The sequence below is a fragment of the Providencia rettgeri genome, assembly GCF_041075285.1.
Classification (GTDB): domain Bacteria; phylum Pseudomonadota; class Gammaproteobacteria; order Enterobacterales; family Enterobacteriaceae; genus Providencia; species Providencia rettgeri_G.
In genome coordinates this window covers 214,512-228,964 of sequence record NZ_CP163512.1, presented here as the reverse complement: position 1 = coordinate 228,964, position 14,453 = coordinate 214,512, and the positions used below count along the sequence as shown (strand labels likewise).

The following is a 14,453-nucleotide window of genomic DNA, read 5'->3' as shown; positions in this document are numbered from 1 at the left end:
TTGCGCGAGATTATAGTGATTCGGCGCGTTAAAAACCAGTAAAAAGCATCATTCGCCATCAATTATTATCATTTACACTGTCCATTCTTCAAAAGAAAGTGTTATCCTGAGTTTATAAAAGAGGCAGCCTTTAATTCGAAACTTCAGGCTGTTAGGTCATAATTACAGCAATATTCCTTTTAAAAAATGAAGCCGAAACTGGTGTTGATTATCAATTAGCTACTGCACGGAATATTAAGAATCTCTTTCTTCAATGGTTCCAAATTATAGCTAGCTGGAAATATGCGGATCCAATCAGCATATGCGACTATATAGCTAGGGATTTGCAAGTGCAGCCAACAAGGCTACAGGTTGAAATATAAAGGAAAAAAAAGGAGACAAAACGTGTCTGAGTTAGCCAAATTATCCCCACAACCACTGTGGGACATCTTCGCTACCATTTGCTCTATCCCTCATCCTTCATATCATGAAGAGGCTTTAGCTGCACATATCGTTGATTGGTCAAAACAAAAAGGGTTCCACGTTGAACGCGATGACGTTGGTAATATTTTGATCCGAAAACCAGCTACCCCAGGCTACGAAAACCGTAAAGCTGTTGTTCTACAAGCGCATTTAGACATGGTTCCGCAAAAAAATAATGACACTGTGCATGATTTTAAAACCGATCCCATCCGCCCGTATGTGAACGGTGAATGGGTAACAGCTGAAGGGACCACATTAGGGGCAGATAACGGTATTGGTCTTGCTTCAGCACTGGCTGTTTTAGCTGATGATACCGTTGAACACGGCCCGATGGAAGTGCTACTAACGATGACCGAAGAAGCCGGAATGGAAGGTGCATTTGGCTTAAAAGCAGGCTGGTTACAAGCCGAAATCTTAATCAATACCGACTCCGAAGAAGAAGGCGAAATCTACATGGGTTGCGCAGGGGGAGTTGATTTCACAACCACTTTTGACTTGGCTCGTGAAGCGTTACCACAAGGGTATCAAACTTTTACTTTGACCTTAAAAGGTTTAAAAGGCGGTCACTCGGGTGGTGACGTTCATTTAGGTTTAGGGAATGCAAACAAGCTATTAGCGCGCTTCCTTGCTGGTCATGCAGAAGATCTTAACCTGAAATTACTCGAGTTTAAAGGCGGTACTGTCCGTAATGCTATTCCACGTGAAGCACACGCAATTATTGCTGTACCAGCAGATAAAGTCGCTGATCTAACCGCATTAAGAGCACGCTACGAAAATATCCTAAAAAATGAATTAGCGGTCGTTGAACCTAACTTAATGCTACTGTTAGATGAAACACAAAGCGATCTAAAAGCACTGTCTGATGACTGCCAACAACGGTTTGTGTTCTTTTTAAATGCCGCGCCAAATGGCGTTATTCGCATGAGCGATGTCGCAAAAGGCGTCGTTGAAACCTCACTGAATGAAGGTGTGGTACGCATGACGGACGATAAAGCAGAAGTCATCTTCCTGGTTCGTTCACTGATTGATAGCGGTAAAAACTATGTCGTTAACATGCTGACATCTATCAGTAAATTAGCGAAAGCACAGTACCGCGCAGAAGGTAGCTACCCAGGCTGGCAACCAGACGCTGACTCTGCGGTAATGCATTTAGTGAGCGAAACATATAACAAATTATTTGGTAAGATCCCGAATGTAATGGTGATCCATGCTGGCCTTGAGTGCGGTTTATTCAAAAAGCCATACCCAGACATGGACATGGTATCAATTGGGCCAACTATTCGTGGTGCTCACTCACCAGACGAACGCGTTCACATTGCCAGTGTTGGTGAATATTGGAAACTGTTAACTGCGGTGTTAAAAGCCATCCCAGTTAAAGCGTAATCGCTGATATAAAATAGAATGCGCGCCCTTGTGGTGCGCATTTTTTAAAGCTCAAGCAATAACTGTCTTTCTAATTGTGGGCTTTGTAACATCACATGTAATCCCACCAGCCTAACGCCTCTTTCTAGTCGACGGTTATCCCAAACTTGTTGTGCTAGTTGCACTAAATCTTGTTTATTAAGTATAGGATACACATGTTCTTGCGTTGTTTGCTGAAAATCATCAAACTTGAATTTCACCCCTTGGCGAGCAATGCGCAAATCAGGTTTTACTTTTGCTAAACGCAACTGCAATTCATCATACAACTTATCTAGCAACAAAAGGCAATCACTCCATTGATGGATATCTTCAGCAAGTGTACGCTCAACCCCCACCGATTTTCTGAGTCTATCAGGGTTAACTGGACGTTCATCAATAGCATGACAACGTTCCCAAAGCGCTTGTCCAAATTTCCCCATGCGTTTGATTAATGCAACCGCATCATATTGCTGTACATCGGCACAAGTATTCAGCCCCATATCTGCCAATTTTTGAGCTGTCACTTTGCCGACTCCGGGGATCTTTTTCAGTGGTAGCGTAAGAACAAATTGTTCCATATTTTGTGGTGTGATCACAAACTGACCATTGGGTTTATTCATATCCGAGGCGATTTTCGCTAAAAATTTGATAGGTGCGATCCCCGCTGACGCGGTTAGTTGTAATTCATCAAAAATTTGCTGCCGGATAGCTTGTGCAATCAGTGTGGCAGAACCATGTAACTGAGCGCAATCCGTCACATCTAAATAAGCTTCATCAAGGGAAAGTGGTTCAATTAAATCGGTGTAGCGCGCAAAGATCTTGCGAATATGAATAGCTGTTTCTTTATACAATGACATGCGCCCAGGGACGACTTTTAAATGCGGGCAAAGACGTAGCGCAATTGCAGTCGACATCGCACTATGTACGCCATAGCGCCGCGCTTCATAGTTCGCAGTGCTAATGACCCCACGACGATCTGCACTTCCCCCAACCGCAATAGGCACATTACGTAAGCTCGGGTCATCGCGCATCTCTATCGCCGCATAAAAGCAGTCCATATCAATATGAATAATTTTACGCACGGGTTCACTCACCAAAACCAATCAACTGATTAAATATACAGTATTTTTATTAACCACGCAATCAAGAGGCACCTCTGCGTTAAGTTGATTTTCAATTCTAGGTAACCCGCTGTTAATCAAAAATAATTCATTTAGTTGTCATATTTTCCTGTCACACTTTACAAGTCAAAAAACACATAGAGTTAGTCTTAAAAATAGTCTGAACGGATTACAGATTAATAAAAAAGTAATACAACAGGCTGACTTATCTCCCACTCAATTCGTTAAAAATAATTTTATGGATAATACTCATGGCAATGATATCAGCTTTAAAATTTAACCCTATCGCGCTCATTGGATTATTACTTTTAGTCGCCCAAAATTCATTTGCATTCACAACTCAGATGACTTCACCGCAAATAGTTGCACACCGTGCAGGTACCGCTGATGCGCCCGAAAATACGCTTTATGCAATTGATCTTGCTAAAAAGAATAAAGCAGATGCTATTTGGCTAACAGCACAACTTAGCCAAGACAATCAACTCGTGTTATACCGCCCAAGCGACCTTGATTCCCTAACTGATAAAAAAGGTCTTGTTTCTGCGTATACTGCTGAGCAACTTAGTCACATCAATGCGGCATACCAATTTAATCAAAAAAATAACCAACAGTTGCCTACTGCAACCACGACTATTAGGACATTAGAAACTGTATTAAAGAAATATCCAGACACTGTATTTTATATTGACTTAAAATCTCCAGATGCTAACCCAAAAATTCAAGCCAAAGCCATTTTAGCGTTATTGGAAAAAACAAACGCATTCAATCAAGTGCGTTTTTACTCTACCAATACCGAGTTCTTAACTGCTCTTAATCAGCTATCACCTAAAATTCAAACATTTGAAAGCCGTGATAAAACTCGCACTATTTTGGCAAATAGCGTTATGAGCCACCAATGTTCAATTTCAGACGCAAAACCGACTCATAAAGCCAATAACCCTACCGTTCGTTGGTATGGTTTTGAATTACATCGTAAAGTTGAAATTGTTGAAAAATATACCCTAGGTGAGGCTCGTTCCCCTGCAACACTTTCATGGGATAAAGCGGCAATAGACTGTTTTAAACGTGATGGGGATGCATACATTATTGTTTTTGGCGTAAATAACCAAAGTGATTACCAACTAGCGAAGGAGATTGGTGCCGATGCCGTAATGGTGGATTCACCGAAAGCTTTTAATAAATAAGCGCTAAAAGCAAACCTTAACTGTTAAATCAACAGTTAAGGTTATTCAAAATATAGGGTCAATCTAGATAATACGATCCTTTTCTAACCGCTTTTGACGTGCTTCTTCACGTGCCATACGCTTTTTACGCGCATCACAAGGTTCAGGGCAATCACACACCTTTTCGACACCAATGCTACTTAAGCCACCACAGCTACCTTGGATACTCTTACGCTTAATAATGTAGCCCAGTGACATCCCCAAAAAGGCCAGTAAAAACAGTGCAAAAGTTGCAATAAAAACATTTAGCATACCTTTAGCCTCCCAGACCTACTGTTTCTTCGTTAAAAATGGTTCGAAAGCCTTAGTATAGCGCTCTTCAAAGCCTTTATCTGTCTTAACAATCATAAAAACAGGTATATTCATTTTTTCAGCAAGGGCAAAGCCCGCTTCTGGTCCTAGTACATTTAACCCTGTTGATAAGCCATCTGCACTCATGCAATTCTCAGCGAGCACAGTGATAGAAACCAAGTTGTGTGTAATTGGGCGACCTGTTTTTGGGTCAATGGTATGAGAGAAACGCACCCCATCTTGCTCAAAATAGTTGCGATAGTCGCCTGAGGTTGCGATAGAACGGTCGCCAGGTTCAATAATTTCTTGTGCTGTTTGGCTGACGCCATCTGTCGAGGGTTTTTCAATGGCAATACGCCATGGTGCTTGTTTACCATTTTTGCCTTTAGTGCGTACTTCACCACCAATATCAACCATATAGTCATTGATACCCAGTGACTCTAAATACTCAGCTACGACATCAACACCATACCCCTTAGCAATAGAAGATAAGTCAACATACAACTCTGGAATGGTTTTAATTAGGTTGTTATCTTTAACTGAAAGCTTTTCAATTCCCACCCATGCACGACGCTTGGCAAGTTCCTCATCTGAAGGCGCTTTAGTCACTCGCCCTTCGGGACCAAAGCCCCATAAATTAACCAGAGGCCCCACTGTCACATCCAAAGAACCTTCAGTCAGCTTATTAATTTCAATAGCTTTGCTCACCACTTTTGCTGTTGCCGCAGAGACGGGAAACGGTGTATTGACTTCTTTGAATTGGTTAAAACGGCTTAATTCAGAATCTGGACGATATGTTGACATTTGGTCGTTCACTTCTTCCAAACGTTTATCTATTTCATTCTGAATCGTTTCAGGTTTTTGTTCCGATGAATCAGTGACATATTTAACAGTGTAATACGTCCCCATCGTCTGCCCTTGCAAGTTTTGTTGTTCAGGGCCGCCACACGCTGTCAAAAATAGCGCGGTAAAAAACAGTAAGACTGGGGTATAAATTCTTTTGTTCAGCATAATTTTCTCCGCGTCAATCATGAGCGCGTATTGTTAGGTTCGCTCAGACTATTAACACACTTTACATCGTCACCCATGCAGAGAATGTTCAAGTCGAATAACTCTCAACCTATTAATAACCAACCTGATAATTAGCAACTAACAGCATTAATATAAATGATAAAGAGGGAATAATTTTCCCTCTTTATTTAATTACTGTCTGTACTTTACTTGGTAAGTACAATAAATCCAATAAAATAACTTAACCACCGAAATCATCCAGCAAGATATTTTCGTCTTCAACGCCCAGATCTTTTAGCATTTTAATCACAGCTGCATTCATCACCGGAGGCCCACACATATAGAACTCACAATCCTCTGGTGCTGGGTGGTCTTTCAAATAGTTTTCATACAGAACATTATGGATAAAGCCTGTATAACCATTCCAGTTATCTTCTGGTAATGGGTCTGAAAGCGCTACATTCCATGTAAAGTTTTCATGTTCCGCCGCCAGCTGATCAAAATCTTCGGTATAGAACATCTCACGAACTGAACGCGCACCATACCAGAAACTGATTTTACGTTTTGAGTCCAAACGACGTAACTGGTCAAAAATATGGGAGCGCATTGGTGCCATACCTGCACCACCACCAATAAAGATCATTTCAGCATCCGTGTCTTTTGCGAAAAATTCACCAAATGGACCTGAAATTGTCACTTTATCGCCGGGTTTTAATGACCAAATATAAGACGACATAATTCCTGGTGGCACATCAGGGTTACGCGGCGGAGGCGTTGCAATACGTACGTTTAGCATAATGATGCCGTGCTCTTCAGGATAGTTAGCCATTGAATATGCACGTACAGTTGGTTCTTTAACTTCAGAAACATAACGGAACAGATTAGATTTATCCCAATCTTCACGATATTCCTCAGGAACATCGAAATCTTCATATTTTACAACATGTTCAGGACATTCAATCTGAATGTAGCCCCCAGCACGGAAAGGAACAACCTCTCCCTCTGGAATTTTCAGCTTTAATTCTTTAATGAAAGTCGCCTTGTTATCGTTAGAGATAACTTCGCATTCCCATTTTTTCACGCCAAAAATTTCTTCTGGAAGCTCAATTTTAAGATCTTGCTTCACGTTAACCTGACAGGCTAAACGACAGCCTTCTTTGGCTTCACGTTTATTAATGTGCGAAAGTTCGGTAGGTAAAATATCACCGCCACCTTCTTTGATTTTCACACGGCATTGACCACATGAGCCACCACCACCGCAAGCCGATGATACAAAAATACCTTGGCTCGATAGCATACTAAGCAGTTTGTCGCCCGCAGGGGCTTCAAAGCTTTTATCAGGATCGCCATTAACTTCAACTTTAATGTTCCCTGTATTGACCAGCTTGGACTTTGCAAACAGGATCAAACCTGTCAGTACCAAGACAATCAGGGTAAACATCACTACACCTAGAATAATAATTTCCATGAATTCTTCTCGCCTTTATAGCTGTACACCGGAGAAGGACATAAAGCCCAATGCCATCAAACCGGTCGTCACAAAGGTGATACCTAACCCTTTTAGACCTGCGGGGATATCGGAGTATTTCATCTTCTCACGGATAGCAGCCATCAAGACGATAGCAAGCATCCAGCCGATCCCTGAACCAAACCCATAAACAACGGATTCGCTAAAGTTATAATCACGCTGGGCCATGAAAGATACGCCGCCAAAAATTGCACAGTTAACGGTGATCAATGGCAAGAAGATACCTAATGCGTTATACAGCGATGGGAAGTAACGATCCAAAATCATTTCAAGGATTTGCACCAGCGCCGCTATTACCCCAATAAAGGTAATAAAGTTTAGGAAGGATAAATCCACGCCTTCAGCTATTGCCCCATCGCGCAACACAAGGTTGTAGACCAAGTTGTTTGCAGGAACCGAGATCCCAAGCACAACGGTGACGGCAATCCCTAGGCCAAACGCAGTTTTCACATTCTTCGATACAGCAAGGAAAGTACACATCCCCAAGAAGAAAGCTAATGCCATGTTTTCAATAAAAATGGATTTAACAAATAGGCTTATATAATGTTCCATTTGATTAATCCTTCTCTATCTGAGTGGGTTTCAGGGTACGCAAGCCCCAAATCAGCATACCGATAATAAAGAATGCGCTTGGTGCGAGTAAGAACAAGCCATTTGGCATGTACCACCCCCCATTTTGCAGTGATTCGAAGACGGTAATACCGAACAATTTGCCGGAGCCAAACAGCTCACGTAGGAAACCGACTAAAACAAGGATCACGCCATAGCCAAGACCATTACCAATACCATCCATAAAGCTTTCAATTGGTGGCGCTTTCATGGCATAAGCCTCCGCACGCCCCATCACGATACAGTTAGTGATGATTAAGCCAACAAATACCGAAAGCTGTTTTGATATCTCATAAGCATAAGCACGCAATATTTGATCCACTACGATAACCAGCGAAGCAATAATTGCCATTTGCACAATAATACGAACGCTACTTGGAATGTAGTTTCGAATTAATGAGATAAAAAAGTTAGAGAATGCGGTAACCAGTGTCACTGCAATGGTCATAACCAATGCCGTTTCTAGTTTGGTCGTCACTGCTAATGCAGAACATACCCCCAAAACTTGTAAGGCAATAGGGTTATTATCGAATAACGGTCCGAGTAGGACGCGTTTTACTTCTTTAGAATCAGCCATTATTCAGCGCTCCTTCACGTACTTTTTTCAGGAACGGACCAAAGCCGTTATCCCCTAACCAGAAATCAAACATATGCTGAATACCGTTTGATGTTAGGGTTGCACCCGAAAGGCCATCGATGCCATAAGGGCTATCGGTTGCCCCACTACGCACGATTTTAATTGCCGGAATACCTTGTTCATTAAACAGTTTTTTACCCGGCCATTGCGCTTTCCACTGCGGGTTATCCACTTCACCACCCAAACCTGGAGTTTCACCATGCGCATAGTAAGTGATACCACGTGATGTCACGCCATCCACATCAATTGCGATAAAGGCGTACATCACTGACCATAAACCTGAACCGTAGACGGGCAAAATAATCTGCGAAACCTTACCTGCATCATCTTTTACCAAGTAGATTTCAGCGTTATTCGCCCGACGACGAATTTTCGCAATATCTTCCTGTGGTGAGAGAGCAATACTCGTTTCATCACTGCGCAGTTCATCATTTAACACAAAACGCCCAGTGCTATCAGATAACTCATTGGTTTTAAAGTTTAAAATTTTTGGTTCAATGCGTTCTGCATAAACTTTTTGAACTTCATTCGCGCTCATTTTCGGTGCTAAGAGCCCCGCAACGCTCAAAATATTACGTTGAGTATCTAACTGAATTTGTTCCTGCTGCTGTGGTTTTAAGCCAACCGCAGCACCGGCAACGACAATTGAGCACACTAAGCACAGAATAAATACGACAAGGAATGTCCTTCCAATGCCATCATTATTGATTGGTTTTTCATTAGCCACGAGCTTTTCTCCGCTTAATATTTGCTTGAACGACCAGATAGTCAAACAGAGGAGCAAACAGGTTGGCGAACAGGATAGCCAGCATCATCCCTTCTGGGTAAGCTGGGTTAACTACCCTGATAAGAACACACATTACACCGATCAGAATACCGTAAGCCCATTTACCTTTATCTGTAAAGGAAGCTGACACAGGGTCTGTCGCCATAAAAATCATACCGAATGCAAAACCACCTAACACCATGTGCCACCACCACGGCATAGCAAACAATGGGTTAGAGTCTGAACCGATAAGATTAAACACATAAGACATTGCAATCATGCCTAACATCACACCTGCGACAATACGCCAAGATGCGATGCGGAAAAACATAATCAATGCACCACCGATAAACAGCATCAATGTTGATACTTCACCGATTGAGCCAGGCATATTACCTAAAAAGGCTTGCATCCATGTGATAGGCTCACCGCTAACGGTGTTCATTAGTGCATGTTCTCCGCCCGTTGCCCACTGAGACAATGGCGTTGCACCAGAGAAACCATCAGCCGCTGTCCAGACTAAGTCACCTGAGATTTGAGCTGGATAGGCAAAGAACAAGAATGCGCGACCAGCTAATGCTGGGTTTAAGAAGTTACGCCCTGTTCCACCAAAGATTTCTTTAGCAATAACCACCCCGAAGGTAATCCCAAGTGCGGCTTGCCACAATGGAATGGTTGGTGGGACAATCAATGCAAATAAAATGGAGGTAATGAAGAAACCTTCATTAATTTCATGGCCGCGGATTAGGGCAAATAAGACTTCCCAGAACCCACCAACAATGAAAACAACGGCATAAATAGGCAGAAAATAGACTGCTCCAAGCAGCATTTTACTCCCCCACCCTGCATCCATCGAAAGTGATGCGCCTAAAAACTGCGCTAAGCTATAATGCCAATCACTCGCAATAATTTGCTGTAACTCAGCACCACTGTAGAGCTGATGTAACGCAGGGATCGCCTGATTTCCCACATTATACATTCCCCAGAACATCGCTGGGAAAACAGCGAGCCACACCAAGATCATCATACGCTTAAGATCGATAGTATCTCGAACGTGAGAACGCCCCTTAGTGACCGTACCCGGCGTGTAGAAAACCGTCGAAACCGCTTCAAACAACACATAGTATTTCGCTAATTTTCCACCGGGTTCAAAATGGTGCTCATATTTTTCAAATAAATGTTTCAGACCCATGGAATTACCCTTCTAGCTCTATCTTGGACAGTACATCACGCAATACAGGGCCATATTCATATTTCGCTGGACAGACATAGGTGCACAGCCCCAAATCTTCTTCGTCCAGCTCTAAACAACCCAATTCTTGTGATGTATCGGTATCCCCCGCAAGGAGATCGCGCAACAAATGCGTGATCATGATGTCGAGCGGCATAACGCGTTCATAGTTACCAATTGGTACCATCGAACGCTCACCTCCGTTCATCGTGGTCGTAAAATTAAAACGTTTATTTTTCAGAAAATGGCCGATGGTAGTGCGAGTAATAGTGAACTTGTTCACACCAGGCATTATCCATCCAAATAATTCTTTTTCGCGACCTTCTGCGAGAACAGAAACTTGGTTATGAAAACGACCAAGATAGTGATGGGTTTCATCACAGGTAACGCCCCAAAGCACAGAACCTGAAATAATGCGATTTTCACCTGCTTTGAGTTGACCTTGAGTTAATTCATACAAATCAGCGCCAAGGCGAGTGCGCAATAAGCGTGGTTTTTCAACTTGTGGCCCCGCAAGGGAAACCACACGATCCGTATATAAGTGACCCGTAACAAATAACTTACCAATAGCGATAACATCTTGATAATTGAGGCTCCACACTTTTTTCTTAATGCTAACAGGCTCTAAGAAATGAATGTGAGTACCAACTAACCCCGCAGGGTGTGGACCGCAAAATTGGGTATAGGTAATTTGTGGTTGGCTGTTAACTTTCGGTAAATCTCCCTCTCCATGACACACATGGATTTTACCTTCAGTTAAACGGCTAAGAACCAATAGACCATCATTAAATGCTTGCTCGTTTTCACGAATGATCCCAATAGGATCCGCAGCCAATGGGTTGGTATCCATCGCTGTCACGAAAATAGCTACAGGTGAAGAACCCGGTTGTGGGGAACGGCTAAATGGACGCGTTCTTAAAGAGGTCCACAAACCCGATTTAATCAGATTATCTTCGACTTGCTCACGCGTGAGTTCTGGTAATGCCTCACGAGAGAATGCTGCAAAAGTGACTTGGTCATCACCGTCTATTTCGATGACAACAGATTGAAGTACACGACGCTCACCACGATGAATAGCAACAATTTTACCGCAGGCTGGACTCGTAAATACTACCCCTGGGTTCTTTTTATCTTCAAAGAGAACCTGTCCTTTTATTACACGCTCACCTTCTTTAACCAGCATCGAAGGACGCATTCCGACATATTCTTCACCTAGCAATGCTACGTGTTGAATTTTCGGGCCGTCTTCTATCACTTGGGCTGGCTCACCTGCGATGGGAAGGTTGAGGCCTTTTTTAATTTTAATCATAAGATCTGCACAAGTTTATCAGTTAAACCCTAAGCTAACGATTCAGCAATGAATGATAGCGACTCAGTCATAAAAACTACTCAAGTCACCCTTCGTGACTTGAACAAGTATTCTCACAAAATTGTTACTAAATTCTTATCTTCTGCCAGGCGTGATTTTATCAGTTTCAGCTCATTCTGTCCGTCTAGAGAAGTGATATAGTTCAAGCAAATTGCATTATTATTTAATTTTTCCTGTTAACAATTCGATATTTTCGAGTAATAAGCTCATATTTATCGATTGCTGTGCATTATTTAAACAACAAAGATCCAGTTAAAAACTATTAACAACCTATATTAATTTTTGAACAGCTCATCTAAAATGTGTAAAACATGTGTTATTTTTAATCAACACCACCTTCAGTATTTGGCTTAAGTATGAGACTAAATAAATTAATCTATGCCGTATCCCCATTAATATTGATGTATACATCGGTTACTTCGGCGGATAACTCTTCATTTTTGCTAAAGAGTGGATCACATGCAGATCCTGATCCATCGATATTTATACAAATATTTAAACAAGAAGGTGTACTTGAAATCTACCAAAAAACACCGACTGGCAAATACACCCTGTCAAAAACCTATCCAATTTGTAAGTTTTCTGGTGGATTAGGACCAAAGAAAATTGAGGGTGACCTTAAAAGTCCTGAGGGTTTTTATCAAATTACAGCTGAACAACTCAATCCTAATAGTCGGTATTACCGATCTATCAATATCGGTTTTCCTAATGAGTTTGATAAAGCCCAAGGATATAGCGGAAGCTACCTGATGATCCACGGCAGTTGTGTCTCTGTGGGATGTTACGCAATGACAGATAAATATATGGGCGAAATCTACCAAACCGTAGAAACCGCTTTACTAAATGGCCAATCGGCAATTAATGTTAATATCTATCCGTTTAAAATGACGAAAGAAAATATGCTGCGCTACCGAAATTCGAGCCATTACACGTTTTGGAAACAGTTACAGCCGGCCTATGAGTATTTCAACCAGACAGGAAGAATAGCCCAAGTTTCGGTCAATTCAGGGAAATATGCTGTCATAGGCCTACCTGATACCCCAACAAAATTATTGGGGATGAAATCACAGTATGCGCTCACCAAGGTGGAATAACACAAAGTCACCCGGCTCAATCCTTTGCCAGTTTTCATTTCCTGTCAAAGGTTGAGTGGCAATCACAGAGACGATATCTGTTGGTGTGGTGCATTGTGCAAAATCAATTTCAATATCTTGATCGAGTAACTTAGCCATACCAAACGGCGCTCTGCGGGTGATCCAATGCAACTTCGTTGAACAAAATGCCATCAAATATTGCCCATCAGATAGCAACATATTAAAGACACCTTTGCTACGTAGTTGATCCGCTAAGGTGGCAATAAAACGAAAGACACTTTTCCAGTTCGACGGCTTTCGCGGATATTTCTCACTCAGTTGCTGTAAGATCCAACAAAAAGCCCATTCACTGTCTGTTTCCCCAATTGGCCAATAGCGACCCGTATCAAGGGAACGAAAACCTTTAAGTTGCCCATTATGAGCATAAGTCCAATTGCGCCCCCACAGCTCTCTAGTAAAAGGGTGAGTATTCACTAACGATACGTCTCCCTGATTGGCTTGGCGAATATGCGCCACAATGCTTTCCGATTTGATGGGGTATTCCTGTACGAAACGCGCAACGGGAGACATAAAGCTCGGTTGCGGATCTTTAAATGTGCGACACCCAAGGCCCTCGTAGAATGTAATTCCCCAGCCATCTTTGTGTGGACCAGTCTGACCACCACGAGAAATTAACCCACTCAAACTAAAGGTAATATCCGTTGGAACATTGGCACTCATGCCGAGTAGCTCGCACATTTAAAAACTCCTACAACGACTAATTCGCTACTTCACCATCTCTTTTTCAATTAATTGAATAAGAATATGGATAACTTTAATATGAATTTCTTGAATACGGTCTGCATAACCAAAATGAGGTACACGAATTTCAATATCTGCTGTACCTGCCATTTTTCCGCCATCTTTCCCTGTTAATGTGATGACTTTCATGCCTTTTTCACGTGCAGCAGCGATTGCTTTGATGATATTGCCTGAATTCCCCGAGGTCGAAATCCCCAGTAAGACATCACCTTTCATACCAACAGCTTCAATAAAGCGAGAAAAAACAAACTCATAGCCAAAATCATTGCTCACACAGGATAAATGACTAACATCTGAAATCGCAATTGCAGGGTAACCAGGGCGATTTTCACGATAACGACCCGTAAGTTCCTCAGCAAAATGCATTGCATCACAATGAGAGCCTCCATTGCCACAAGATAATACTTTACCACCCGCTTTAAAAGAATCGGCTAATAGCACTGCCGCTTGTTGAATGGCTTCAATATTCCCTTCGTCGCTTAAGAAATTCGATAACGTCTCAGCCGCTTCAGTTAATTCACCACGGATCAGATCTTGGTACATGAGGTTTCCCCTTAATTTAGAATACGTTATTGAGAATATAGCTGACTAACACACCAAGTACTTCGCGCTAAATCGATCACGGAACAACATAAATTTAGCTGGATATCAGTCATAAAGCTTTAATACTCAGATTGTTACACAGGGGACACTTTGTTTCTACTTTTGATTGTGCTGTCTTGACCTCGCCGACAAAAATAACATTTGGTTATACTCAATAACCTTATTTTCTTTAAGGGCGGTTAGTTTAATTTCAACTTTTCTTGCCATTATTTGGTGTTTTTGTGAACTGAGTTGTAATTAGGATGTAAATATATTGCTAATCCTTTATTAATAGGTATAGATTGAGATAACAAACAGGTCAGACCT

General features: G+C 41.9%; 14 protein-coding genes. 3 read left to right on the top strand and 11 right to left on the bottom strand.

Features of this window, described 5'->3' with window-relative positions:
* Positions 1-384: 384 nt before the first annotated feature.
* On the top strand, positions 385-1,845 hold the full coding sequence (pepD, locus tag AB6N04_RS01055) for a beta-Ala-His dipeptidase (RefSeq protein ID WP_369310112.1): 1,461 nt from the start codon (positions 385-387) through the stop codon (positions 1,843-1,845).
* A 44-nt stretch (positions 1,846-1,889) separates the two neighbouring features.
* On the opposite strand, the gene dinB is transcribed toward pepD, so the two are convergent.
* Positions 1,890-2,945 (bottom strand): DNA polymerase IV, encoded by a 1,056-nt coding sequence (gene dinB / locus AB6N04_RS01050; RefSeq protein ID WP_369310111.1) that lies wholly within the window; start codon positions 2,943-2,945, stop codon positions 1,890-1,892.
* A 290-nt stretch (positions 2,946-3,235) separates the two neighbouring features.
* Between dinB and AB6N04_RS01045 the strand changes: the two genes are divergently transcribed.
* Entirely contained in the window at positions 3,236-4,168 is a 933-nt protein-coding gene (locus AB6N04_RS01045; protein ID WP_369310110.1) for a glycerophosphodiester phosphodiesterase family protein, read from the top strand.
* 63 nt (positions 4,169-4,231) lie between these two features.
* Here the strand turns inward: AB6N04_RS01045 and nqrM are convergent, their stop codons facing one another.
* The 8 genes from nqrM to AB6N04_RS01005 form a co-directional block, all read right to left on the bottom strand.
* On the bottom strand, positions 4,232-4,459 hold the full coding sequence (nqrM, locus tag AB6N04_RS01040; RefSeq protein WP_369310109.1) for a (Na+)-NQR maturation NqrM: 228 nt from the start codon (positions 4,457-4,459) through the stop codon (positions 4,232-4,234).
* A gap of 18 nt (positions 4,460-4,477) precedes the next feature.
* Positions 4,478-5,509 (bottom strand): FAD:protein FMN transferase, encoded by a 1,032-nt coding sequence (locus AB6N04_RS01035; RefSeq protein ID WP_369310108.1) that lies wholly within the window; start codon positions 5,507-5,509, stop codon positions 4,478-4,480.
* Between the two features lie 241 nt (positions 5,510-5,750).
* Positions 5,751-6,977, bottom strand: coding sequence for an NADH:ubiquinone reductase (Na(+)-transporting) subunit F (nqrF, locus tag AB6N04_RS01030; RefSeq protein WP_369310107.1), 1,227 nt, complete (start codon positions 6,975-6,977; stop codon positions 5,751-5,753).
* A gap of 15 nt (positions 6,978-6,992) precedes the next feature.
* Positions 6,993-7,589: an NADH:ubiquinone reductase (Na(+)-transporting) subunit E gene (gene nqrE / locus AB6N04_RS01025; protein ID WP_353242789.1), complete on the bottom strand. Its 597-nt coding sequence runs from the start codon at positions 7,587-7,589 to the stop codon at positions 6,993-6,995.
* 4 nt (positions 7,590-7,593) lie between these two features.
* Positions 7,594-8,223: an NADH:ubiquinone reductase (Na(+)-transporting) subunit D gene (locus AB6N04_RS01020; protein WP_369310106.1), complete on the bottom strand. Its 630-nt coding sequence runs from the start codon at positions 8,221-8,223 to the stop codon at positions 7,594-7,596.
* On the bottom strand, positions 8,216-9,010 hold the full coding sequence (locus AB6N04_RS01015) for a Na(+)-translocating NADH-quinone reductase subunit C (RefSeq protein ID WP_369310105.1): 795 nt from the start codon (positions 9,008-9,010) through the stop codon (positions 8,216-8,218). The genes AB6N04_RS01020 and AB6N04_RS01015 overlap by 8 nt, the downstream gene beginning before the upstream one ends.
* The gene (locus AB6N04_RS01010) at positions 9,003-10,241 is read right to left on the bottom strand and encodes an NADH:ubiquinone reductase (Na(+)-transporting) subunit B (RefSeq protein ID WP_369310104.1); all 1,239 of its coding nucleotides are present in this window, start codon (positions 10,239-10,241) and stop codon (positions 9,003-9,005) included. Before AB6N04_RS01010 ends, AB6N04_RS01015 begins: the two co-directional genes overlap by 8 nt.
* 4 nt (positions 10,242-10,245) lie before the next feature.
* Positions 10,246-11,589, bottom strand: coding sequence for a Na(+)-translocating NADH-quinone reductase subunit A (locus tag AB6N04_RS01005; protein ID WP_369310103.1), 1,344 nt, complete (start codon positions 11,587-11,589; stop codon positions 10,246-10,248).
* A gap of 416 nt (positions 11,590-12,005) precedes the next feature.
* On the opposite strand from AB6N04_RS01005, the gene AB6N04_RS01000 reads away from it, so the two are divergent.
* A complete protein-coding gene (locus tag AB6N04_RS01000) occupies positions 12,006-12,743 on the top strand; it encodes a L,D-transpeptidase family protein (protein WP_369310102.1) in 738 nt (245 codons plus the stop codon).
* On the opposite strand, the gene AB6N04_RS00995 is transcribed toward AB6N04_RS01000, so the two are convergent.
* Positions 12,714-13,481 (bottom strand): class II glutamine amidotransferase, encoded by a 768-nt coding sequence (locus AB6N04_RS00995; RefSeq protein WP_369310101.1) that lies wholly within the window; start codon positions 13,479-13,481, stop codon positions 12,714-12,716. The genes AB6N04_RS01000 and AB6N04_RS00995 overlap by 30 nt on opposite strands.
* A gap of 27 nt (positions 13,482-13,508) precedes the next feature.
* Complete coding sequence (gene lpcA, locus AB6N04_RS00990; protein ID WP_369310100.1) at positions 13,509-14,087, bottom strand: D-sedoheptulose 7-phosphate isomerase; 579 nt, start codon at positions 14,085-14,087, stop codon at positions 13,509-13,511.
* Positions 14,088-14,453 lie beyond the last annotated feature (366 nt).